19 protein-coding genes are annotated in these 22,632 nt (G+C 72.2%); 7 read left to right on the forward strand and 12 right to left on the reverse strand.

Features of this window, described 5'->3' with window-relative positions; genetic code table 11:
- The first annotated feature begins 108 nt into the window (after positions 1 to 108).
- Positions 109 to 3,375 carry a penicillin acylase family protein gene (locus tag V6U89_RS25935; RefSeq protein ID WP_334574497.1) on the forward strand — a complete coding sequence of 1,089 codons (3,267 nt, stop codon included), beginning with the start codon at positions 109 to 111 and terminating at the stop codon, positions 3,373 to 3,375.
- Between the two features lie 10 nt (positions 3,376 to 3,385).
- Here V6U89_RS25935 and V6U89_RS25940 read toward each other — a convergent pair whose 3' ends face one another.
- The 9 genes from V6U89_RS25940 to V6U89_RS25980 all read right to left on the reverse strand — a co-directional run bounded on the left by V6U89_RS25940 (position 3,386) and on the right by V6U89_RS25980 (position 10,904).
- A complete protein-coding gene (locus tag V6U89_RS25940; RefSeq protein ID WP_334574499.1) occupies positions 3,386 to 4,009 on the reverse strand; it encodes a LysE family transporter in 624 nt (207 codons plus the stop codon).
- A 230-nt stretch (positions 4,010 to 4,239) separates the two neighbouring features.
- The gene (locus V6U89_RS25945; protein ID WP_334574501.1) at positions 4,240 to 4,641 is read right to left on the reverse strand and encodes a metal-sulfur cluster assembly factor; all 402 of its coding nucleotides are present in this window, start codon (positions 4,639 to 4,641) and stop codon (positions 4,240 to 4,242) included.
- Positions 4,638 to 5,111 (reverse strand): Fe-S cluster assembly sulfur transfer protein SufU, encoded by a 474-nt coding sequence (gene sufU, locus V6U89_RS25950; RefSeq protein WP_154943622.1) that lies wholly within the window; start codon positions 5,109 to 5,111, stop codon positions 4,638 to 4,640. The genes V6U89_RS25945 and sufU overlap by 4 nt, the downstream gene beginning before the upstream one ends.
- Positions 5,111 to 6,415 carry a cysteine desulfurase gene (locus tag V6U89_RS25955; protein ID WP_334574503.1) on the reverse strand — a complete coding sequence of 435 codons (1,305 nt, stop codon included), beginning with the start codon at positions 6,413 to 6,415 and terminating at the stop codon, positions 5,111 to 5,113. Before V6U89_RS25955 ends, sufU begins: the two co-directional genes overlap by 1 nt.
- A 25-nt stretch (positions 6,416 to 6,440) precedes the next feature.
- On the reverse strand, positions 6,441 to 7,214 hold the full coding sequence (sufC, locus tag V6U89_RS25960) for a Fe-S cluster assembly ATPase SufC (protein WP_179805760.1): 774 nt from the start codon (positions 7,212 to 7,214) through the stop codon (positions 6,441 to 6,443).
- Positions 7,214 to 7,540 (reverse strand): non-heme iron oxygenase ferredoxin subunit, encoded by a 327-nt coding sequence (locus V6U89_RS25965; protein ID WP_334574506.1) that lies wholly within the window; start codon positions 7,538 to 7,540, stop codon positions 7,214 to 7,216. The genes sufC and V6U89_RS25965 overlap by 1 nt, the downstream gene beginning before the upstream one ends.
- Complete coding sequence (gene sufD / locus V6U89_RS25970; protein WP_334574508.1) at positions 7,540 to 8,682, reverse strand: Fe-S cluster assembly protein SufD; 1,143 nt, start codon at positions 8,680 to 8,682, stop codon at positions 7,540 to 7,542. The genes V6U89_RS25965 and sufD overlap by 1 nt, the downstream gene beginning before the upstream one ends.
- An 87-nt stretch (positions 8,683 to 8,769) precedes the next feature.
- The gene (gene sufB, locus V6U89_RS25975) at positions 8,770 to 10,200 is read right to left on the reverse strand and encodes a Fe-S cluster assembly protein SufB (protein WP_334574510.1); all 1,431 of its coding nucleotides are present in this window, start codon (positions 10,198 to 10,200) and stop codon (positions 8,770 to 8,772) included.
- A complete protein-coding gene (locus V6U89_RS25980; RefSeq protein WP_334574552.1) occupies positions 10,197 to 10,904 on the reverse strand; it encodes a helix-turn-helix transcriptional regulator in 708 nt (235 codons plus the stop codon). The genes sufB and V6U89_RS25980 overlap by 4 nt, the downstream gene beginning before the upstream one ends.
- Before the next feature lie 215 nt (positions 10,905 to 11,119).
- Here V6U89_RS25980 and V6U89_RS25985 point away from each other — a divergent pair, with 215 nt between their 5' ends.
- On the forward strand, positions 11,120 to 12,097 hold the full coding sequence (locus V6U89_RS25985) for a COX15/CtaA family protein (RefSeq protein WP_334574554.1): 978 nt from the start codon (positions 11,120 to 11,122) through the stop codon (positions 12,095 to 12,097).
- Between the two features lie 116 nt (positions 12,098 to 12,213).
- Here V6U89_RS25985 and V6U89_RS25990 read toward each other — a convergent pair whose 3' ends face one another.
- The 3 genes from V6U89_RS25990 to V6U89_RS26000 form a co-directional block, all read right to left on the reverse strand.
- Positions 12,214 to 13,128, reverse strand: coding sequence for an ATP-grasp domain-containing protein (locus V6U89_RS25990; protein ID WP_334574512.1), 915 nt, complete (start codon positions 13,126 to 13,128; stop codon positions 12,214 to 12,216).
- A 6-nt stretch (positions 13,129 to 13,134) separates the two neighbouring features.
- Positions 13,135 to 13,467 (reverse strand): hypothetical protein, encoded by a 333-nt coding sequence (locus tag V6U89_RS25995; RefSeq protein ID WP_210779747.1) that lies wholly within the window; start codon positions 13,465 to 13,467, stop codon positions 13,135 to 13,137.
- A gap of 250 nt (positions 13,468 to 13,717) precedes the next feature.
- Complete coding sequence (locus tag V6U89_RS26000) at positions 13,718 to 14,671, reverse strand: heme o synthase (RefSeq protein WP_334574519.1); 954 nt, start codon at positions 14,669 to 14,671, stop codon at positions 13,718 to 13,720.
- A 266-nt stretch (positions 14,672 to 14,937) separates the two neighbouring features.
- On the opposite strand from V6U89_RS26000, the gene tkt reads away from it, so the two are divergent.
- The 5 genes from tkt (at position 14,938) to V6U89_RS26025 (ending at position 22,623) form a co-directional block, all read left to right on the forward strand.
- Positions 14,938 to 17,076, forward strand: coding sequence for a transketolase (gene tkt, locus V6U89_RS26005; protein WP_334574521.1), 2,139 nt, complete (start codon positions 14,938 to 14,940; stop codon positions 17,074 to 17,076).
- Between the two features lie 16 nt (positions 17,077 to 17,092).
- Positions 17,093 to 18,271: a transaldolase gene (tal, locus tag V6U89_RS26010; RefSeq protein WP_334574523.1), complete on the forward strand. Its 1,179-nt coding sequence runs from the start codon at positions 17,093 to 17,095 to the stop codon at positions 18,269 to 18,271.
- Positions 18,272 to 18,343: 72 nt separating this feature from the next.
- Positions 18,344 to 19,993, forward strand: a complete 1,650-nt coding sequence (locus V6U89_RS26015) for a glucose-6-phosphate isomerase (protein ID WP_334574525.1) — start codon at positions 18,344 to 18,346, stop codon at positions 19,991 to 19,993.
- Positions 19,994 to 20,003: 10 nt separating this feature from the next.
- On the forward strand, positions 20,004 to 21,545 hold the full coding sequence (gene zwf / locus V6U89_RS26020; RefSeq protein ID WP_442933989.1) for a glucose-6-phosphate dehydrogenase: 1,542 nt from the start codon (positions 20,004 to 20,006) through the stop codon (positions 21,543 to 21,545).
- Between the two features lie 61 nt (positions 21,546 to 21,606).
- Positions 21,607 to 22,623: a glucose-6-phosphate dehydrogenase assembly protein OpcA gene (locus V6U89_RS26025; protein WP_334574529.1), complete on the forward strand. Its 1,017-nt coding sequence runs from the start codon at positions 21,607 to 21,609 to the stop codon at positions 22,621 to 22,623.
- The last annotated feature ends 9 nt before the right edge of the window (positions 22,624 to 22,632 follow it).

The raw sequence follows: 22,632 nt of genomic DNA on the forward strand, positions 1-22,632 counted from the left end.
CCGGGCCACGGGCGGCGCCCCACTCCAGGCCTTTCACGGGCATCGATGAACGCTTACCATCCGGTAACCGAATGTTTCTCGGATCCATCCTCCGTCTGCGAGGTACCCATGCAGCCACGCGGTCCCGTCCCACCGCACCCCGCCCGCCGCGCCGCCGCCCGCCGGCTGACCGCCGCCGCCGCGGCGACGGTCACCGTGGCGGCCCTGCTCACCGTCTCCCCCGCCGCCCCGGTCGCCGCCGCGCCCGCCGCCACCACCGCCACCACCAGCGGATTCGCCGCGGGCGACCACTGTCTCGGCGAATGCTCGGACATCCTGCCGCCGGGACAGAACGGCAACGCCACCCTCGTCGAGGTGCTCGCCAACCAGGCCCTGGGCACCCTGCCCCGGCACGCCGGTGACCAGCTCGGCCGGTACGCCGACCTGGTCTACGGCTATGCGGGGCTGCGCGAGGACCAGCTCGGCGCGTTCTTCAACGACGCCGGCTTCGGGGTGCCGGCCGATCAGGTCGAGCGCAGCTACTCGCCGCGCGCCGACGTGACTATCGTGCGCGACCGGGCGACCGGCGTCCCGCACGTCACCGGCAGCACCCGCGGCGGCACCATGTTCGGGGCCGGCTACGCCGGCGCCGAGGACCGACTGTTCACCATCGACCTGCTCCGCCACGTCGGGCGGGGCACGCTCACCCCGTTCGCCGGTGGCGCGCCCGGCAACCGGGCGCTGGAGCAGAGCGTCTGGCGCAACTCGCCGTACACCGAGGCGGACCTGGCGGCGCAGGTGGAGGCGCTGCGGCGCAAGGGCCCCCGGGGCGAGCAGCTCTACAGCGACGTGCAGGAGTACCTCGCCGGGATCAACGCCTACATCGGGCACTGCATGGCGCACCGCAACTGCCCCGGCGAGTACGTGCTCACCGGGCACCTGGACGCGGTCACCAACGCCGGTGGGCCCGAGCCGTTCCGGATGACCGACCTGATCGCCATCGCCGGCGTGGTGGGCGGGCTGTTCGGCGGCGGGGGCGGCAACGAGATGCAGTCGGCGCTGGTCCGGCTGGCCGCGCGGGCCCGCTACGGCGTGGTCGAGGGCGATCGGGTCTGGACCGCCTTCCGCAGCCAGGAGAACCCGGAGACGGTGCTGACCCTGCACGACGGGCAGAGCTTCCCCTACGGTGACGCCCCCGCGAACGCGGCCAGCGTGGTGCTGCCGGACGGCGGCTCGGCCCGGGTGGAACCGGTGGTCAGCGACGCCACCGGCACGGCCGCCGGCGCCGCCGCCGGCGGGCCGTCCGAGCTGGCCGCCGCGCTGTCCGGGCTGACCATCGGCCGGGCCAACCGGGGCATGTCGAACGCGGCGGTGATCTCGGCCGAGCACTCCGCCACCGGCCACCCGATCGCCGTGTTCGGCCCGCAGACCGGCTACTTCTCGCCCCAGCTGCTGATGGTGCAGGAGTTGCAGGGGCCGGGGATCAGCGCGCGCGGCGCCGCCTTCGCCGGGCTCAACCTCTACGTGCTGCTGGGCCGGGGTCAGGACTACGCCTGGAGCGCCACCTCGTCGGCCCACGACATCACCGACACCTACGCCCTGCCGCTGTGCACGCTGGACGGCAGCGCACCCACCCTGGCCAGCAACCACTACCGCTACCGGGGTCGCTGCCAGCCGATGGAGGAGATCTCCCACGTCAACGCCTGGCGGCCCACCCTCGCCGACGGCACCGCCGCCGGGTCGTACCGGCTGGTCGCCCGGCGCACCGCACTCGGCCTGGTCGCCTGGCGGGGCACCGTGGGCGGCCAGCCGCACGCCTTCACCCACCTGCGCGCCACCTACCGGCACGAGGCGGACTCGGCGATCGGCTTCCAGATGTTCAACGACCCGGCCGCGATGGGCGACGCCACGGCGTTCCGCGAGTCCGCCGGCACCATCGGGTACGCGTTCAACTGGTTCTACGTGAACTCCACCCAGTCGGCGTACGCCAACTCGGGGCTCAACCCGGTGCGCGCTGCCGGGTCCGACCCGAACCTGCCGATGAAGGCCGATCCGGCGTACGAGTGGCGCGACTTCGACCCGGTCGCCAACACCGCCGCGTACCAACCCCTGGCCGCGCATCCGTACTCGGTGGACCAGGACTACTACGTGAGCTGGAACAACAAGCAGGCCAAGGACTTCGGCGCCGCCGACGGCAACTTCAGCTTCGGCCCGGTGCACCGGGTGAACCTGCTGGACCGGCCGATCCGAGCGGCGCTGGCGGACGGGCGTACCTTCGACCGGGCCACGCTGACCTCGCTGGTCGAGCGGGCCGGCCTGACCGACCTGCGCGGCGCCGAGGTGCTCGACGAGCTGATCCGGGTGCTGGAGAGCCAGCCGGTCACCGACGCCGACCTGGCCGCCGTGGTGGGCAAGCTCCGGGCCTGGCGCGCCGAGGGCGCACTGCGGGTCGAGACGGCCCGCGGCACCAAGGTGTACCGGCACGCGGACGCGATCCGGATCTTCGACGCCTGGTGGCCGCTGCTGGTCAACGGCCAGTTCCGGGCACCGCTCGGCCCGGAGCTGTACCAGGCGCTGGTCAACGCCATGCAGATCAACGAGTCGCCGTCCGGGCAGCAGCGCGGCGACCAGTCCACCCTGCCCACCTCCGCCAACGAGGCGCAGGGGCACAAGGGCTCGTCGTTCCAGTACGGCTGGTGGGGGTACGTCGACGCCGACCTGCGCGCGGTGCTGGGCGAGCCGGTGCCCGGCGGCTCGGACCGCCGGTACTGCGGCGGCGGTGACCTCGCCGCCTGCCGGCAGATCCTGCTGGACACGCTGCGCAGCGCCGCCGCCCGACCGGCCACCGAGGTCTACCCCGGCGACGCGACCTGCGCGGCCGGCGACCAGTGGTGCGCCGACGCCATCGTGCAGTCCCCGCTCGGCGGGCTGAAGCAGCCCGTCATCGCCTGGCAGAACCGGCCGACCTACCAGCAGGTGGTGTCGTTCCCGGCCCGCCGCGGCGACGACCTGACCAACCTGGCCGCCGGCCGCCCGGTCACCGCCTCCAGCAGCCAGCTCTTCCTCCCGGCCAGCCGGGCGGTGGACGGCGACCCGGGCACCCGGTGGTCGAGCGGCTGGTCGGACCACCAGTCGATCACCGTGGACCTCGGTGCGGTCCGGCCGGTGGCCCGCGCGGTGCTGCGCTGGGAGGCGGCGTACGCCCGGTCGTACCGGATCGACGTCTCCACCGACGGCGCCGCCTGGCGGACCGTCTGGTCCACCACCGCCGGGGACGGTGGCACCGACAACGACCGGTTCGCCACGACGAGTGCCCGCTACGTGCGGATGGTCGGGCTGACCCGGGCCACCTCCTACGGCTTCTCGCTCTGGGAACTGGAGGTGTACCCGCACTGAACCGGCCGGCTCACCAGATCATCCGCAGCGCCAGCAGCCCGATCAGCGCGCTGGCCAGCAGCGCGGTGACCAGCCGGCCACGGTCGGAGGTGAGCAGCCGACCGAGCAGCGAGCCGCCGCCGGCGACCAGCAGCTGCCAGCTCGCCGAGGCGGCGAACGCCGCGGCCACGAAGGCCACCTGGCCGGCGGGCGTCCACCCACCGGACGCCTGCCGGCCGATCACCAGGGCCACGAAGTAGACGATGGTCATCGGGTTGAGCAGGGTGAGCGCCAGCAGCCCGGCGAAGGCCCGGCCCGGCGTGGACAGACCCCGCTCGGCCCGCGCCGGGCCGGCCGGGCGACGGTGCCGGCGCAGCGCGCCCACGGCGAGCTGCCCGGCGAGGAAGAGCAGGATCACGACGGCCGCCCAGCGCAACGGGGTGGCGAGCGGGCGCACCAGACCGGCGAGGGCGGCGCCGCCGAGCATGGCCAGGGCGGCGTAGAGGCCGTCCGCCGCGGCCACCCCGAGGGCGGCGGCGGCGCCGACCCGCAACGAGGTACGGGCGGTGAGTCCGATGACCACGATGGCGATCGCCCCGACCGGCACCGCCACCCCGTAGCCGGCGAGCAGGCCGGCGAGCAGCGCGTCACCCATGGCGGCGGGTGTCGGGTCGCAGCCGCCACGGCAGCGGCCGCTGTCGCCCGGCGGCGATGGCCGCGGCGACAGGGACGGTGCGGGACGACGTCGACTCGATCATGCGGCGATTGTCGCCGGACGCCGTCCGGGCCCGCCACCGGTTATCCGTGGGTGCATGCGGGCCGCACCGACGACAAAGGCCCCGACCTGAGGTCGGGGCCTGTCGTCCGGCCAGCCGGCGCGGTGGGTCAGACGTTGAAGCCGAGCGAGCGGAGCTGGTCGCGCCCCTCGTCGGTGATCTTGTCCGGGCCCCACGGCGGCAGCCAGACCCAGTTGATCCGGATGTCGTTGACCAGTCCCCCGCCGGGGCCGGTGGTCAGCGCCTGCCGGGCCTGGTCCTCGATCACGTCGGTGAGCGGGCAGGCCGCCGAGGTGAGCGTCATGTCCAGCGTCGCGACGTTCTCGTCGTCGACGTGCACGCCGTACACCAGGCCGAGGTCGACCACGTTGATGCCGAGCTCCGGGTCGACGACGTCCTTCATCGCCTCCTCGATGTCGGCGACGGCGGCCTTGCCGCCGGTCGCCGGGGTGGCCGCGCCAGCTTCCGCCACGGCGCCGCCCGCCGTGGCGGCGGTCTCCTCAGAACTCATGCCTTCACCTCCGTCGGGCTCACGCCCACGCCGGCGCGTGCCGCGGCATCCTTGAACGCCATCCACGGCAGCAGCGCGCACTTGACCCGGGCGGGGTAGCGGGCGACGCCCGCGAAAGCCACCCCGTCACCGAGTACGTCCTCGTCCGGCGTGACCTGGCCCCGCCCGGACATCAACTCGACGAACGCCTCGTGCACGGCGAACGCCTCACCCGCACCCCGACCGCGCAGCAGTTCGTGCAGCACGCTCGCCGACGCCTGGCTGATCGAGCAGCCCATCCCGTCGTACGAGATGTCGTCGAGGGTGTCGCCGTCGGTGGCCACCCGGACGGTGATCTCGTCACCGCAGGTCGGGTTGACGTGGTGCGCCTCGGCGACCCGGGCGTCCGGGTCGGCGTCGCGCAGGCCACGGCCGTGCGGGTGCTTGTAGTGGTCCAGGATGATCTCCTGGTAGAGCTGGTCGAGCTGCATCAGTCGAACACCTTCCGCGCCTGCTCGAGCCCCGCCACCAGGGCGTCGATCTCCTCCGTGGTGGTGTACAGGTAGAACGACGCCCGCGTCATGGCCGGCACGCCGAACCGGGTGCACACCGGCTTCGCGCAGTGGTGCCCCACCCGCACCTGCACGCCGAGCGAGTCGAGGACCTGCCCCACGTCGTGCGGGTGGATGTCACCGAGCGCGAACGAGATCGTCCCGCCCCGGCCGACGGGCACCGTCGGGCCGAAGACGCGCAGCCCCGGCACGGTGGCGAGGGCGTCCAGCGCGTACGTCGTCAGCTCCTTCTCGTGCCACTGGATGGCGCGCATCCCGACGCCGGTGAGGTAGTCGACCGCCGCGCCGAGCGCGACCGCCTCCGCGATCGGCGGGGTGCCGGCCTCGAACCGAGCCGGTGGCGCGGCGAACGTCGAGCGCGCCATCGACACCGTCTCGATCATCGAGCCGCCGCCGAGCACCGGGGGCATCGCGGCGAGCAGCTCGCCCCGGCCCCAGAGCACGCCGATGCCGGTCGGGCCGCACATCTTGTGGCCGGTGAAGACGATGAAGTCGGCGTCGTAGTCGACCACGTCCATCGGCATGTGCGGCACCGACTGCGAGCAGTCGAGCAGCAGCAGCGCCCCCACCTCGCGGACCCGCTGGGTGATCCGGGAGGTGGCGTTGACCGTGCCGAGGATGTTGGACATGTGCACCAGCGAGACGATCTTCGTCCGCTCGGTGACCAGTTCCTCCAGCCCCGACTCGTCCAGCCGCCCGTTGTCGGTGACCGGGAACCAGCGCAGCGTGGCGCCGGTGCGCTCGCAGAGCAGCTGCCACGGGACGATGTTCGAGTGGTGCTCCATCTCGGAGATCACCACCTCGTCCCCGGGGCCGAGCCGGAACCGGGGGTCGGCGTCGGGCCGCAGCGAGGCGTTGGAGAACGCGTACGCCACGATGTTGATCGCCTCGGTGGAGTTCTTGGTGAACACCACCTCGTCCACGCTCGGCGCGTTGATGAACGCGGCGACCTTCGCCCGCGCCCCCTCGTACGCCTCGGTCGCCTCGGTGCCCAGGGTGTGCACCGAGCGCGACACGTTGGCGTTGTGCACCGCGTAGTGCTCGGCGAGCACGTCAAGCACCTGACGCGGCTTGTGCGAGGTGTTGGCGCTGTCGAGATAGACCAGCCGGTGCCCGTTGATCTCCCGGTCCAGGATCGGGAAGTCGGCGCGCACTGCTGCCACGTCGAAGCGTGGCACGTCGTCGTACTGCGGCATCCCGGACGGGATCGCGATGGTGGTCATCTCAGCCGGCCCCTGTCGTGTCGTGTCAGGCCCGCGCCGAGCCGGCCCCGGCGGCGTACCGCTCGTAGCCCTCGGCCTCGAGCTTGTCGGCCAGCTCCGGCCCGCCCTGCTCGACGATCCGGCCGGCGACGAAGACGTGCACGAAGTCCGGCTTGATGTAGCGCAGGATGCGGGTGTAGTGGGTGATCAGCAGCACGCCGGTGTCGCCGGTGTCGCGGACCCGGTTCACGCCCTCGCTGACCACGCGCAGCGCGTCCACGTCGAGGCCGGAGTCGGTCTCGTCGAGGATGGCGATCTTCGGCTTGAGCAGCTCCAGCTGCACGATCTCGTGCCGCTTCTTCTCACCGCCGGAGAAGCCCTCGTTGACGTTGCGCTGGGCGAACGCCGGGTCCATCTGCAGGCGCTCCATGGCGCCGCGCAGCTCGCCGCCCCAGGTGCGCAGCTTCGGCGCCTCGCCGTCGATGGCGGTCTTGGCGGTACGCAGGAAGTTGGCCACCGAGACGCCGGGGACCTCGACCGGGTACTGCATGGCCAGGAAGAGGCCGGCGCGGGCCCGCTCGTCGACGGACATGGCCAGCACGTCCTCGCCGTCGAGGGTCACCGAGCCGCCGGTGATCTCGTACTTGGGGTGGCCGGCGATCGAGTACGCCAGGGTGGACTTGCCGGAACCGTTCGGCCCCATGATCGCGTGCGTCTCACCCGAGCGGACGGTCAGGTCGACACCGGCCAGGATCGGCTTGAGCTCACCCTCGGGCAGCTTGACCGACACCTTCAGGTCGCGGATCTCCAGGGTGCTCATTATCGGGTCACTCCATTGCTCGGCGTCAGGCTGACGTAGATGTCGCCGTCGCGGACTTCGACGGGATAGACGGGGACGGGTTCGGTGGCGGGCAGGCCGGTGGGCTCACCAGTCCGTAGGTCGAAACGGGATCCGTGCAGCCAGCATTCCAGCGTGCACCCGTCGACCTCGCCCTCGGACAGGGCCACCGCGGCGTGCGAGCACTCGTCGTACACGGCGTAGAAGGTGTCGTCCTCGCCGTGCACGACGGCGATCTGGGTGCCGTCCACGTCCGCGCTGATCGCGGTGCCCTTCGGCACGTCCTCGGTCGAGCAGATCTTGATCATCAGGCGCCCGCCTTGGCCAGCCGGGCCTCGATCGCGTCGCCGAGCCGCTCGCGCAGCTCCTCGACCGGGATCTTGTTGATCAGCTCGGCGAAGAAGCCGCGCACCACCAGGCGACGGGCCTCGCCCTCCGGGATGCCCCGGGCCATCAGGTAGAACAGCTGCTCGTCGTCGAAGCGGCCGGTCGCGCTCGCGTGGCCGGCGCCGGCGATCTCGCCGGTCTCGATCTCCAGGTTGGGTACGGAGTCGGCCCGCGCGCCGTCGGAGAGCAGCAGGTTCCGGTTGATCTCGTACGTGTCGGTGCCGGTCGCCTCGGCGCGGATCAGCACGTCGCCCACCCAGACGGTGTGCGCGTCGTCGCCCTGCAGGGCACCCCGGTAGCCGACGTAGCTGCGGCAGTCCGGCACGTTGTGGTCGACCAGCTGCCGGTGCTCCAGGTGCTGGCCGCCGTCGGCGAAGTAGACGCCGTACAGCTCGGCCTCGCCGCCCCGGCCGGTGTACTCCACCGAGGTGTACTGCCGGACCAGGTCGCCGCCGAGGCTGGCCTGGATGTGCGTCACCTTGGCGTCGCGGCCCAGCTTGATCTTGAGGTGCTGGGCCTGCACCGCGTCGGCGGCCCAGTCCGCGACGGTGACCAGGATCAGCTTCGCGCCCTCGGCCACCGACACCTCGACGTTGTCGGCCAGGGTGGCCGAGCCGACGTGCTCCAGCACCAGGGTGACCTCGGCGAACCGGCCCACGTCGACGAAGGTGTGCCCGAAGGCCAGCCCCTCGACGCCGTCGCCGACCACCCGCAGTGTCACCGGTGCGCCGACCACGGCGTCCCGGGCGACCTCCACCAGCAGCGCGTCCCCCGCGCCGCCGTACGCCAGGGCGCTGACCCGGTCGACCGGGGTGAGCACGCTGCCCACCCGCGGGTCGTCCGCGCCGATCTGCCCGACGGTGACGCCCTCGGGCAGGTCGCCGTACTCGTGCCGGACCGTGGCGGTGGCGGCCTGCGCCGCACCGGCCAGCCCGCGCAGCCGCTTGAGCGGGGTGAAGCGCCACTCCTCCTCCAGGCCGGTGAGGGCCGGGAAGTCGGCGACGTCGTACGAGCGGAGCGCCTGCGTCTTGGTGCTGGGCGGCGCGGAAGCCTGGGTAGTCATCTCTTCCTTGGTCTGTTCTGGCGACGACAATGTCTGGTGCCGGGTCGGGCGGACCGGGACGCCGGCCCGCCCGTGCGGCGGGCGGCGTCAGCCGACCGCGCCCTCCATCTGGAGCTCGATCAGGCGGTTGAGCTCCAGGGCGTACTCCATCGGGAGCTCCTTGGCAATCGGCTCGATGAAGCCACGCACGATCATCGCCATCGCCTCGTCCTCGCTCAGACCGCGGCTCATCAGGTAGAAGAGCTGGTCGTCGCTGATCTTGGAGACGGTCGCCTCGTGCCCCATCGCCACGTCGTCCTCGCGGATGTCGACGTAGGGGTAGGTGTCCGAGCGGGAGATGGTGTCGACCAGCAGCGCGTCGCACTTGACCGTGCTCCGGCTGTGGTGCGAGCCCTCCAGCACCTGGACCAGGCCCCGGTACGACGTACGGCCGCCGCCCCGGGCGATCGACTTCGACACGATGGTGGAGGAGGTGTGCGGCGCGGCGTGCACCATCTTGGCGCCGGCGTCCTGGTGCTGGCCCTCGCCGGCCATGGCCACCGAGAGCACCTCGCCCTTGGCGTGCTCGCCGGTCATGTAGACCGCCGGGTACTTCATGGTCACCTTGGAGCCGATGTTGCCGTCGACCCACTCCATCGTCGCGCCCTCGTGGCAGACGGCGCGCTTGGTCACCAGGTTGTACACGTTGTTCGACCAGTTCTGGATGGTCGTGTAGCGGCAGCGCGCGTTCTTCTTGACGATGATCTCCACCACCGCGCTGTGCAGCGAGTCGGAGGAGTAGAGCGGCGCGGTGCAGCCCTCGACGTAGTGCACGTACGCGCCCTCGTCGACGATGATCAGCGTGCGCTCGAACTGGCCCATGTTCTCCGTGTTGATCCGGAAGTAGGCCTGCAGCGGGATCTCCACGTGCACGCCCTTCGGCACGTAGATGAACGAGCCACCGGACCACACGGAGGTGTTCAGCGCGGCGAACTTGTTGTCGCCGACCGGGATCACCGTGCCGAAGTACTCCTTGAAGATGTCCTCGTGCTCGCGCAGCGCGGTGTCGGTGTCCAGGAAGATGACACCCTGCTCCTCGAGGTCCTCACGGATCTTGTGGTAGACCACCTCGGACTCGTACTGCGCCGCGACACCGGCGACCAGGCGCTGCTTCTCCGCCTCCGGGATGCCCAGCCGGTCGTAGGTGTTCTTGATGTCCTCGGGCAGGTCCTCCCAGCTGGTGGCCTGCTTCTCGGTGGACCGGACGAAGTACTTGATGTTGTCGAAGTCGATCCCGGTGAGGTCCGCGCCCCAGGCCGGCATCGGCTTGCGACCGAACAGCCGCAGGCCCTTCAGGCGCAGGTCGAGCATCCAGGCCGGCTCGTTCTTCTTCGCCGAGATGTCCCGTACCACCGCCTCGTTGAGACCGCGCTGGGCGACCGCCCCGGCGACGTCGGGGTCGGACCAGCCGTACTCGTAGCGACCCAGGGCGGCGAGCTGCTCTTCCTGGGTCAGGGGCTGGACGATCTGCTCGGTCATCTATCTGTCCTCACAGTGGTGACGGTGTTACCGGACTGGGCACGCGGCTGGGCCGGGATGTGCGTGGTGCACACCCCGTCGCCGTGCGCGATGGTGGCCAGGCGCTGCACGTGGGTGCCGACCAGGCGGGAGATCACCGCGGTCTCGGCCTCGCACAGCTGGGGAAACTCGGCGGCCACGTGCGCCACCGGGCAGTGGTGCTGACAGAGCTGGCCGCCGGAGGCGATCGTGGACGCGTTGGCAGCGTAACCCTCGGCGGTGAGGGCGCTCGCGAGCGCCTCCGCCCGCGCGAGCGGGTCGTCCCCGGCGTCCTCCATGGCGGCCCGGCAGCGGGCCTCCAACGCGGCGACCTGGTCGGCGGCGAACGCCTCGACCGCCGACGAACCGCCGTTGCGGGCGATCCAACGCAGCGCGGCCGTGGCCATGTTGTCGTAGTGGTGGGTGCCGCAGCGGACCCGGGCGGCCTCGGTCAGCAGGAAGACCTTCGCCGGGCGACCGCGCCCACGGCTGCCGCGCACGGCCTGCTCGCGGGCGATGACGTCACCGTCGGCGAGCATCGCGTCGAGGTGCCGGCGGATCGCGGCCGGGCTGAGCCCCAGCGCCGAGCCGAGCTGGGCGGCGGTGGTCGCCCCCCGCTCCAGCAGCAGCTGGGTGACCCGGTCCCGGGTGGAGAGGTCGGTGGACGCGGCCTGCGACAACTCCAGCTCGGCGCGTCTGACGCCGCGCCGGGACCGGACGCCGTCGCCGGCGACCGGGGCGGTCGCCGACGGGTGCCCAGGAAGCGCCGCCGCGTTTTTCACAACGCCAACGTTACGTAATTCGCCGGACGCCCGCAAACCCGGCCCCCGGTGATCCCTGACACCGGGCCGGCGGAGTCACCCGACCGTGCTCCACTACGGTGCGTAGGATTCGCTCCGTGATGCGATCCGTCCGGTTCCCGGCCTCCGCCGCGCTGCGTCGCCTGCTCGACCGGTTCCCCGTGTCGACCGCGCTGCTGCGCCGCCTCGCGTACGCCTCGATCATCTCGAACGTGGCGATCGTGGTGACCGGTGGGGCGGTCCGGCTCACCGCCTCCGGTCTCGGCTGCCCGACCTGGCCCCGCTGCACCGACGACTCGTACACCACCACGGCCGAGATGGGTGTGCACGGGGCGATCGAGTTCGGCAACCGGCTGGTCACCTTCGTCGTCGGCGTCATCGCGCTGGCCACCGTCCTCGCGGCGCTGGCCCACCGGCCGCGCCGCCGGGAGCTGGTCCAACTGTCGGTGGCGGTCTTCCTGGGCATCCCGGCGCAGATCATCCTCGGCGGCATCACCGTGCGCACCCACCTCAACCCGTGGGTGGTCGGCCTGCACTTCCTGCTCTCGATGGTGGTGATCGGCGTCGCGTACGCGCTCTGGCGGCGGATCGTGGACCCGGACGCACCGTCGGTGCCCGCGGTGCCCACCCCCCTGCGCACCCTGGCGCTGCTCACCACGGCGGTCAGCGCCGCCGTCCTGGTGGTGGGCACCTGGGTGACCGGCAGCGGCCCGCACGCCGGCGACCATGGCGCCAAGCGCAACGGTCTGGACCCGGAGTCGATCTCCCAGGTGCACGCCGACGGCGTCTTCCTGCTGATCGGGCTCTCGGTGGCGCTGATCTTCGCCTTCCGGGCGGTCGGCGCGACCCGGGCCACCCGGGCCGCCGTGGTGCTGGTGGCGGTGGAGCTCTCCCAGGGCCTGATCGGGTTCGTGCAGTACTTCACGCAGCTGCCGGCGCTGCTGGTCGGCGCGCACATGCTCGGCTCCTGCCTGGTGCTGCTGGCCACCCTGTCGGTGCTCTGGTCGACCAGCGAACGCCGCCTGTCCCCCGCCCCGGCCACCCCCTCCCCCGAGCAACGCATCCCCGCCACCGCCTGACCGCGCGCCCCGGAAGCGCAGATACAGAGAAAGAGTGGCTATTCCGGCTCGGATAGCCACTCTTTCTCTGTATCTGCGGGCGCTGAGGGGGTTGGGTGGGGGCGGGGCGGGGTGGGTCAGGGGGTGAGGTGGGTGAGGATGGCGTCGGCGAGGCGGGCGGGGGCGCCGTCGGCGTAGCCGAGGAAGAGCGACGGCTCGGTCAGCTCCAGCTCCACCAGGACGGGCGCGCCGTCCGGGCCGGGGATCAGGTCCACCCGGGCGTAGAGCAGGCGCTCGGTGCCGCCCGGCACCTCGGCCAGGACCCGCTCCGCGACGGCCAACTGCTCGGCACCGGCGGTGCGGGCGCTGATCTCCTCGGGCTTGTAGAGCCCGTCCACGCCGAGGTCCGGGCCGTCCAGCATCGCGCCCTTGCGGATCGCGTGGCTGAACGCCAGGCCCTGCGGGCCGGCCAGGAACAGCAGCGCCGTCTCACCGGCCGTGTCCACGGCGTCGAGGTACGGCTGCACCATGGTCAGCCGGCCGGCGTCCGACAGCCGCCGCACGTGCGCGGCGGCCAGCTCGCGGTGCCCCGGGTCGGCCAGGTCGTAGCGGCCGGTGTCCTGGCTGCCGGCGCTGACCGCCGGCTTGATGACGTACTCGCCCGAGTCGGCGGGCGGTCGCCAGGACTCCCCCGGCGCCACCCACGAGGTCGAAACGACCGGCACGCCGGCCGCCGACAACTCGCCGAGGTAGCGCTTGTCGGTGTTCCAGCGGACCACGTCGGCGGGGTTGACCAGGGCCGGCACGGTCTGCGCCCAGGCGACGAACTCGTCGCGGCGCAGCGCGTAGTCCCAGGGTGAGCGGAGCACGACCAGGTCGTACCCGGCCCAGTCGACCCCCGGGTCGTCCCAGACGGCCACCTCTGCGGTGACGCCGCGGGCGGCCAGCGGGGCGAGTACGAGTCGGTCGTCCGGGTCGAGGTCGGCGAGCCGGTCACAGGTGACGAGAGCGACCCGGGGTTCCCCCCGGGTCGACTGGTGGTGGTTGGTCAATTTATGTCAACGGGCCATCGTGCGCCGGGCCATCGACCGCCAGAGGTCGTTGCTCGGACGCATCTGGTCCATCAGTTCACGCTCCCAGGCGTTCTCGACGGTGACTCCCGCCTTGGCGCACGCCTGCCGCGCGACGACGGTGTCGTCCGCGAACTGGTCGGCCCACGCGCCGTCCTCGCCGACGAGGACGATCCGTGCGCCACGCTTGCCGACGTACTCGATGACCGCCTTGGCGCCACCGTGGCCGGCGGCGAACGACTTGATGCCCGAGACCAGCCCGTTGGGGGCGTTCTCGGCGGTCTGCTCAGCCGTCAGCGTCGTATCGGATCCATCTGCCATGACGCGAAGCCTAAGCAGACATCCACCCGTGCGCGCGAGAAGGATGAACTATTTGTGATGCCAATTACCTACGGGTTTAAGGAAGACCACAGGTAATTTGCCCGTACTTGTCGGATAAGTACCCACGAATCGGGCGGCCAGGATCGCCCCGATGAGTCCGAGTTGCGGCGATGGAAAAGCCCGAAAACCGACTCTGAAAAGTCATGACCCTGACTGTGACGGACCGGACCGGAAGGCCGCCCGACGGCGGTCAGACCAGCGCGTCGAGGGCGACGGCGGCGAAGAGGATGGTCAGGTAGGTCGTCGACCAGTGGAACAGCCGCATCGGCTTGACGGCCTCGCCCCGGGTCACCCGGCGGCAGAGCCGGTGCGCCTCGAGCACGAAGATCCCGCCCACCACCAGGGTCGGCACGCCGTAGATCGGGCTCATCCCCATCGGCCAGAGCGCCAGCGAGAGCAGCACGGTGATCCAGGCGAAGGTCAGGATCTCGGCGTTGACCCGGCGGGCCGAGGCAACCACCGGCAGCATCGGGATGCCCGCTCGGGCGTAGTCGTCCTTGTACTTCATCGCCAGGGGGTAGAAGTGCGGCATCTGCCAGAAGAAGACCACGCCGAAGAGCACCCAGGCCTGCGGCGCCAGCGAGCCGGTGACCGCCGCCCAGCCGATCAGCACCGGGGCCGCCCCGCAGGCGCCGCCCCAGAAGGTGTTCGTCGGGGTGGTGCGCTTGAGCCAGAGCGTGTAAACGACGTCGTAGTAGACGATCGCCGCCAGGGTCAGCCCGGCCGCCAGCAGGTTGGTGAAGGCGGCCATCAGGACCACCGACACCACCGCCAGCACCAGGCCGAAGACGAGCGCGTTGCGCGGCGAGACGGTGTGCGCCGGCAGCGGACGGCGCTTCGTACGCCGCATCAGCTGGTCGATGTCCCGGTCGATGTAGCAGTTGATCACGCTGGCCGCACCGGCCGCGAGCGAGCCGCCGACCAGCACCACGGCCACCAGCCAGAGCGACGGCAGGCCGCCGTCGGCGAGCATCATCGCCGGCACCGTGGTGACCAGCAGCAGCTCGACGATGCGGGGCTTGGTCAACGCGACGTACGCGGCGACGACCGCCCGAACGTCGCGGCGGGCCGGCTCCGCGACCACCGTGCGCACCGGCGGCTGCCCGGCAGAGTCGCTGACGGGGCGCTCGGTGATCATGCTCACGGATTGCCACCTTCCGGCATCGGCAGGGGTGATCAGGTCGGCGGGACCCGGGGAGGGTCGACACACCGACCCACAGACTACGCGTCGTCGTTTTGGCTGCCCGGGCGACCCGAGAACGGTGCGGGCCGTCACACCGACTCCGCTGAACGACCAGACGGGTCCGACCCGTACCCAACAGGGTGGAGTGATCCCCGGGCGGACGTTTAGGGCCGCTCGATAGGGTCATCAGTGAGGGTTCCGCCCATCTGCCGAGGAGCACAACCATCGTGGCTGCCAACCGACCCGAGCACCCCGCACTCAACTGGACCGACCTCGACCGCCGGGCCGTCGACACCGTCCGCGTGCTGGCCATGGACGCCGTGGAGAAATCCGGCAACGGCCACCCGGGCACCGCGATGAGCCTGGCGCCCGCGGCGTACCTGCTCTTCAACCGGGTGATGCGCCACAACCCGGCCGACCCGAACTGGCCCGGCCGGGACCGGTTCGTCCTCTCCGCCGGGCACTCCAGCCTGACCCTCTACATCCAGCTCTTCCTCTCCGGCTACCCCCTCGCGCTGGAGGACCTGCAGTCGCTGCGGCAGTGGGGCTCGCTCACCCCCGGGCACCCGGAGCACGGGCACACCCCCGGCGTGGAGACCACCACCGGCCCGCTCGGCCAGGGCCTGGGCAACGCCGTCGGCATGGCGATGGCCGCCCGCCGCGAGCGGGGCCTGTTCGACCCGGAGAGCGAGCCGGGCGGCTCGGTCTTCGACCACGACATCTGGTGCATCGCCTCCGACGGCGACATCGAGGAGGGCATCAGCCACGAGGTCAGTGCGCTCGCCGGGCACCAGCAGCTGGGCAACCTCACGGTGATCTACGACGACAACGAGATCTCCATCGAGGACGACACCCGGATCGCCAAGAGCGAGGACGTGGCGGCCCGCTACGAGGCGTACGGCTGGCACGTGCAGACCGTCGACTGGCGGACCGGCGACGCCGACCAGGGCGACTACCACGAGGACGTGGCGGCGCTGCACCAGGCGCTGCTGGCCGCCAAGGCGGAGACCGGGCGTCCCTCCTTCATCGCGCTGCGCACCATCATCGGCTGGCCCGCGCCCAACAAGAAGAACACCGGCAAGATCCACGGCTCGGCGCTCGGTGCCGACGAGGTGGCCGCCACCAAGCAGCTGCTCGGCTTCGACCCGGCGCAGAGCTTCGAGGTCGACGAGGAGGTGCTCGGCCACGCCCGCCAGGTGATGACCCGGGGTGAGTCCGCCCAGCGGGAGTGGACGACCGCGTTCGACGCCTGGTCGCAGGCCAACCCCGAGCGCAAGGCGCTCTGGGAGCGGATGGCCGGCCGGGTGCTGCCGCAGGGCTGGACCGAGGCCCTGCCGAGCTTCCCCGCCGACGCCAAGGGCGTGGCCACCCGGGCCGCCTCCGGCAAGGTGCTGGAGGCGCTCGCCCCGGTGCTGCCGGAGCTCTGGGGCGGCTCGGCCGACCTGGCGGAGAGCAACAACACCACCATGAAGGGTGAGCCGTCGTTCATCCCGGCCACCCACGCCACCAAGGACTTCCCGGGCCACGAGTACGGCCGCACGCTGCACTTCGGCATCCGCGAGCACGCCATGGGAGCGATCCTCAACGGCATCGCCCTGCACGGCGGCACCCGCCCGTACGGCGGCACCTTCCTGGTGTTCAGCGACTACATGCGCCCCTCGGTGCGGCTGGCGGCGCTGATGAAGCTGCCGGTGGTCTACGTCTGGACGCACGACTCGATCGGCCTGGGCGAGGACGGCCCGACCCACCAGCCGGTGGAGCACCTGACCGCGCTGCGCGCCATCCCCGGCCTGGACGTGGTCCGCCCGGCGGACGCCAACGAGACCGCCTGGGCCTGGCGGCAGGCGTTGGAGCACACCGACCGGCCGACCGCGCTGGCGCTGAGCCGTCAGGCGCTGCCGACGCTGGACCGGTCGACGCTGGGCAGCGCCGAGGGCGTCGCCAAGGGCGGCTACGTGCTGGCCGAGGCGTCCACCGGCAAGCCGCAGGTGATCATCGTCGGCACCGGCTCCGAGGTGCAGCTCTGCCTCACCGCCCGGGAGCGGCTGGAGGCCGACGGCACCCCCACCCGGGTCGTTTCCATGCCCTGCCAGGAGTGGTTCTACGAGCAGGACGAGGCGTACCGGGAGTCGGTGCTGCCGCGCGGGGTAAAGGCACGGGTGAGCGTGGAGGCGGGCATCGCCATGTCCTGGCGCGGGATCGTCGGCGAGTGCGGCGAGAGCGTGAGCCTGGAGCACTACGGCGCGAGCGCCCCGCACACCGTGCTCTTCGAGCAGTTCGGGTTCACCCCCGACCGGATCGTGGCCGCCGCGCACGCGGCGCTGACCCGGGTGGGCGACATCACCGGTTTCACGACCGGCAACTGAGGGGAGCGTGGACGGCATGACTGACTTGCTGGGTGAGCTCAGCGCCGCGGGTGTGGCGATCTGGCTCGATGATCTTTCCCGGACCCGACTGAGCTCCGGCGGGCTGGACCAGCTGCGCCGGGAGAAGCACCTGGTCGGGGTGACCTCCAACCCGACCATCTTCGCCAAGGCGCTGAGCGACGCGGACGAGTACAACTGGCAACTGAAGGACCTCGCCATCCGTGGGGTGGACGTCGAGGAGTCCGTCCGCATGCTCACCACGTACGACGTGCGGTGGGCCTGTGACGTGATGCGGCCGGCGTACGACGCGAGCGCGGGTGTCGACGGCCGGGTTTCCATCGAGGTGGACCCGCGGCTGGCCCACGAGACGGAAAAGACGGTCGCCGAGGCCGGGGCGCTGTGGTGGCTGATCGACCGGCCCAACCTCTTCATCAAGATCCCGGCCACCGAGGCGGGGTTGCCGGCGATCACCGCGACCCTCGCCCAGGGGATCAGCGTGAACGTGACGCTGATCTTCGGCCTGGACCGCTACTCGCAGGTCATGGAGGCCTTCCTCGCCGGCCTGGAGCAGGCGAAGGCGAACGGCCACGACCTGTCCAAGATCGGCTCGGTGGCGTCCTTCTTCGTCTCCCGCGTCGACTCCGAGGTCGACAAGCGATTGGAGAAGATCGGCTCCGACGAGGCCAAGGCGCTGCGCGGCAAGGCGGCCGTCGCCAACGCCCGGCTGGCGTACGAGCGCTACGGCAAGGTCTTCTCCTCCGACCGCTGGCAGGCCCTGGCCGACGCGGGCGCCCACCCGCAGCGGCCGCTGTGGGCGTCCACCTCGACGAAGAACCCGGACTACCGGGACGTCATCTACGTCGAGGAGCTGATCGCCCCCGGCACGGTCAACACCATGCCGGAATCGGTCATCCACGCCTACGCCGACCACGGCGAGACCCGGGGCGACACCATCACCGGGGCGTACGACGAGGCCCGCAAGGTCTTCACCGACCTGGAGTCGGTGGGCGTCGACATGTCCGACGTGATCGCCACCCTGGAGCGCGAGGGCGTGGAGAAGTTCGAGGCCAGCTGGCTGGAGCTGCTCGACGGGGTGCGCAAGTCCCTCACCGCCGCCGCGCAGGGCACCGGCGCCCCCAACAAGGCCGCGAAGGGCAACGCGCAGGCCGCCGAGCAGGCCGGGGGCAACGCGTGACGGATAGCGTCGGACGCGTCGCGGGGCCCCGCCCCGCGGTGCTCCACGCCGCCACCCGGCGCGGGTGGCGACATGGGTGACCTGCTGGCCGGCCCGGCGGACGTCGCCGCCGGGCTGGCCGTGCACGGCGCGGACGCGGTCGACAGGTCCGCGCCCGCGTCCGTGCGGGACGCGTTGGTGGGCCGGGAGGTCCCGGCCCGGCTGGCCGCCGGGGACCCCGGACTCTGGGGGCCGGCCGTCGAGGAGGAGGCGAAGACCCGCCTCGGCTGGCTGGACACCCACCGCCGCAGCCGGGAGCTGCTCCCCCAGCTCGCCGAGCTGGCGGCGGAACTGGAGGACCTGGACCACGTGGTGCTCGCCGGGATGGGCGGTTCCTCGCTCGCCGCCGAGACCATCACGCGCACCCTGGGCCGGCCGCTGACCGTGCTCGACACCACCGACCCGGGTCGGGTCCGGGCGGCGTTGGCCGACCGGCTGGAGCGCACGGTGGTCGTGGTGGCCAGCAAGTCCGGCACGACGGTGGAGACCGACAGCCACCGCCGGGCGTACTGGCAGGCGTTCCTGGACGCCGGGATGACCGAGGCCGAGGCGGCCCGGCACTTCGTGGTGGTCACCGACCCGGGCTCCCCGCTGGAGGCGACCGCCGACGAGATGGGCGTGGTGGTGCTGCCGGCCGACCCGCAGGTGGGTGGGCGGTACTCGGCGCTGACCGCGTTCGGCCTGGTCCCCGCCGCGCTGGCCGGGGTGGAGGTCACCGAGCTGCTGGACGACGCCGAGGCGGTGTCGGCCGCGCTGGGCGCGGACCGGGACAATCCGGGCCTGGCGCTCGGGGCGGCGCTCGCCGCGGCGGCCACCACCGGCCGGGACAAGGTCGCCCTGGTCCCCGACGGCACCGGCCTGGACGGCCTGGGCGACTGGATCGAGCAGCTGCTCGCCGAGTCGACCGGCAAGGCCGGGCTCGGCGTCCTGCCCGTGGTGGTGGAGTCCCCGCAGGCGCCGGGCGCGACCGGACCGGACGTGCTGACCGTCAGCCACGGCGGCGCGCTGACCGCGGGGGACGTCCCCGGCGGCGGCTGCGAACCCGACCTGGCGGTGAACGGCCCCCTCGGGGCCCAGTTCCTGACCTGGGAGTACGCGACCGCGGTCGCGGCGGTGGTGCTCGGCGTCGACCCGTTCGACCAGCCGGACGTCGCCGCGAGCAAGGACAACACCCGGCGGATCCTGGAATCCGGACCGCCGGCGCAGGCCCCCTCGTCCACGGAGGGCGCGATCGAGGTGTACGCCCCGCCGGGCGCGCCCGCCGACCTCACCGGCGCGCTGCGCCACCTGCTGGACGGTGTGGACGACGCGGGCTACCTCGCCGTGACCGCCTACCTGGACCGGGTGGACGACGCGGCCGCGGCGCGGCTGCGGCCGCTGCTGGCGCGGGCCGCCGGCCGGCCGGTCACCTTCGGCTGGGGCCCCCGGTGCCTGCACTCCACCGGGCAGTACCACAAGGGCGGCCCGCCGGTCGGCAGCCACCTTCAGCTCACCGGCGCGGTGCACGTTGATCTCCCGGTGCCGGGCCGGCCGTACTCCTTCGGGAAGCTGCAGGCGGCGCAGGCCGCCGGCGACCGGCAGGCGCTGGCCGACCGGGGTCGACCCGTGCTACGCCTGCACCTGACCGACAGGTCGCCGGGCCTGGCCCAGCTGCTGGATGCGATCGAACGATGGCGGGCGTGACATGGACGACATGGACCAGACGGAGCGAGGAGGCGGCGTGAACCCGCTGCGCGACGCGCAGGACCGGCGACTGCCCCGGATCCCGGAGCCCTGCGCTCTGGTGATCTTCGGAGTCACCGGTGACCTGGCGCGCAAGAAGCTGCTGCCAGCGGTCTACGACCTGGCCAACCGGGGGCTGCTGCCGCCCGGGTTCGTGGTGCTGGGCTTCGCGCGGCGCGACTGGGGCGACGGCGACTTCGAGTCGCTGGCCCACGACGCGGCCAAGAAGCACGCCCGTACCCCCTGGCGGGAGGAGGTCTGGTCGCGGCTCGCCGGCAACATCAAGTTCGTCGGTGGCTCGTTCGACGACGACTCCGCCTTCGACCACCTCGCCGCCACCCTCGACGAGCTGCGGGACAGCCACGGCATCCACGGCAACGCCGCGTTCTACTTCTCGATCCCGCCGGCCGCCTTCCCGGTGGTGCTCAAGCAACTGGCCCGCACCGGAATGGCTGACAACGCCAGGTCCGGCGGCTGGCGCCGGGTGGTGGTGGAGAAGCCGTTCGGCAACGACCTGCCGTCGGCCAAGGAGCTCAACGACCTGGTCGACGACGTCTTCACCCGCCAGGACGTCTTCCGGATCGACCACTACCTGGGCAAGGAGACGGTCCAGAACATCCTCGCCCTGCGGTTCGCCAACAACCTGTTCGAGCCGCTGTGGAACTCCAAGTACGTCGACTCGGTGCAGATCACCATGGCCGAGGACGTCGGCATCGGCACCCGGGCCGGCTTCTACGACTCCGTCGGCACCGCCCGCGACGTGCTCCAGAACCACCTCCTCCAACTGCTCGCCCTGGTGGCGATGGAGGAGCCGACCAGCTTCGACGCCGACGAGATCCGGACCGAGAAGCTGAAGGTGCTCAAGGCGATCACGCTGCCCAGGGACATCTCCCAGGGCACCGTGCGCGGGCAGTACCTGCCCGGCTGGGTCGGCGGCGAGCGGGCCCTCGGCTACCTGGAGGAGGAGGGCGTCCCGGAGGACTCGACCACCGAGACGTACGTCGCCGTGGAGCTGGGCATCCAGAACCGCCGCTGGGCGGGGGTGCCGTTCTACATCCGGGCCGGCAAGCGGCTGCCCCGCCGGGTCACCGAGGTGGCGGTCGTGTTCAAGAAGGCGCCGCACCTGCCGTTCAACGCGGCCGACATGGAGTCGCTCGGCCCCAACCAGCTCGTCATCCGGGTGCAGCCGGACGAGGGCGTGGTGCTGAAGTTCGGCTCCAAGGTGCCGGGCACGACCATGGAGGTCCGGGACATCGCGATGGACTTCCAGTACGGCGAGGCGTTCACCGAGTCCAGCCCCGAGGCGTACGAGCGGCTGGTGCTGGACGTGCTGATCGGCGACCGGACGCTCTTCCCGGACGCCGCCGAGGTGGAGCAGAGCTGGCAGGTGGTGGACCCGCTGGAGCACGCCTGGGCGGGCACCAAGCCGGAGCCGTACCGGGCCGGCGAGTGGGGCCCCCGGGCGGCCGACGAGATGCTGGCGCGCGAGGGCCGCGCCTGGCGGCGGGCATGAGCGCGCGGATGATCGGACACAGCGGCGTGCGCGGGCACAGCCAGCGGACCGGGAGGCTCCAGTGATCGGCCTGTGGGACACCACCGGGAACGAGGTGGTCAAGGCGCTCGCCGCCGAGCGGCGCAGCGCGGGTGGGGTGGCCAGCGGCATGGCGCTGACCCTCATCGTGGTGGTGGACGAGAAGCGGGTCCGCGAGGCGGAGGCGGCGGCGACCATCGCCGCGGCGGCCCACCCGTGCCGGCTGCTGGTGGTCGTCCGCACCGACGTGGAACGGGAGCGCAACCGGCTGGACGCGGAGATCGTCGTCGGCGGGCGGCTCGGCCCGTGCGAGGCGGTGGTGACCCGGATGTACGGCCGGCTGGCCCTGCACGCGGAGTCCGTGGTGATGCCGCTGCTGGTGCCGGACGTCCCGGTGGTGACCTGGTGGCACGCCGACCCGCCGGCGGAGATCGCCACCGACTTCCTCGGCGTGGTCGCCGACCGGCGGATCACCGACGCCGCCCAGGCGGTCGACCCGATCGAGGCGCTGCGCCAGCGGGCCCACGACTACGCCCCCGGCGACACCGACCTGGCGTGGACCCGGATCACCCCGTGGCGCACCCTGGTCGCCGGAGCGTTCGACACCACCGAGGCCCGGGTCACCGAGGCGACGGTGGTCGCGCCGCGCACCGACCCGACCGCGGCGCTGATGCGCGGCTGGCTGGCGGCCCGGCTCGGCATCGACCCGGTGTGGGAGCACACCGACGAGTACCCGCGCATGCGCGAGGTGCAGCTGCGCTGCGCCAATGGCGACGAGCTGACGCTGACCCGCGACGACAACATGGCGGTGTTCCGGCGTACCGGTCAGGAGGACCGGGCCCTGCCGCTGGTGCGCCGCCCGCTCGGCGACGAGCTGGCCGAGGAGCTGCGCCGGCTCGACGCCGACCAGGTGTACGCCGAGGCGCTGGGCGCGGCGGCCGGCATCTCCGGCCTGGACCAGCAGCCCGCCGGGCGGGTGCACGTCTGGAAGGACCCGGCGACCGCGCAGCGGGCCGAGGCCGGGGTCACCGCCCACGCCGGCACCAGCGCGACCCCCTGACCGCCGCCC

It is taken from the genome of Micromonospora sp. CPCC 206171, from assembly GCF_036906755.1.
GTDB lineage: Bacteria > Actinomycetota > Actinomycetes > Mycobacteriales > Micromonosporaceae > Micromonospora > Micromonospora purpureochromogenes.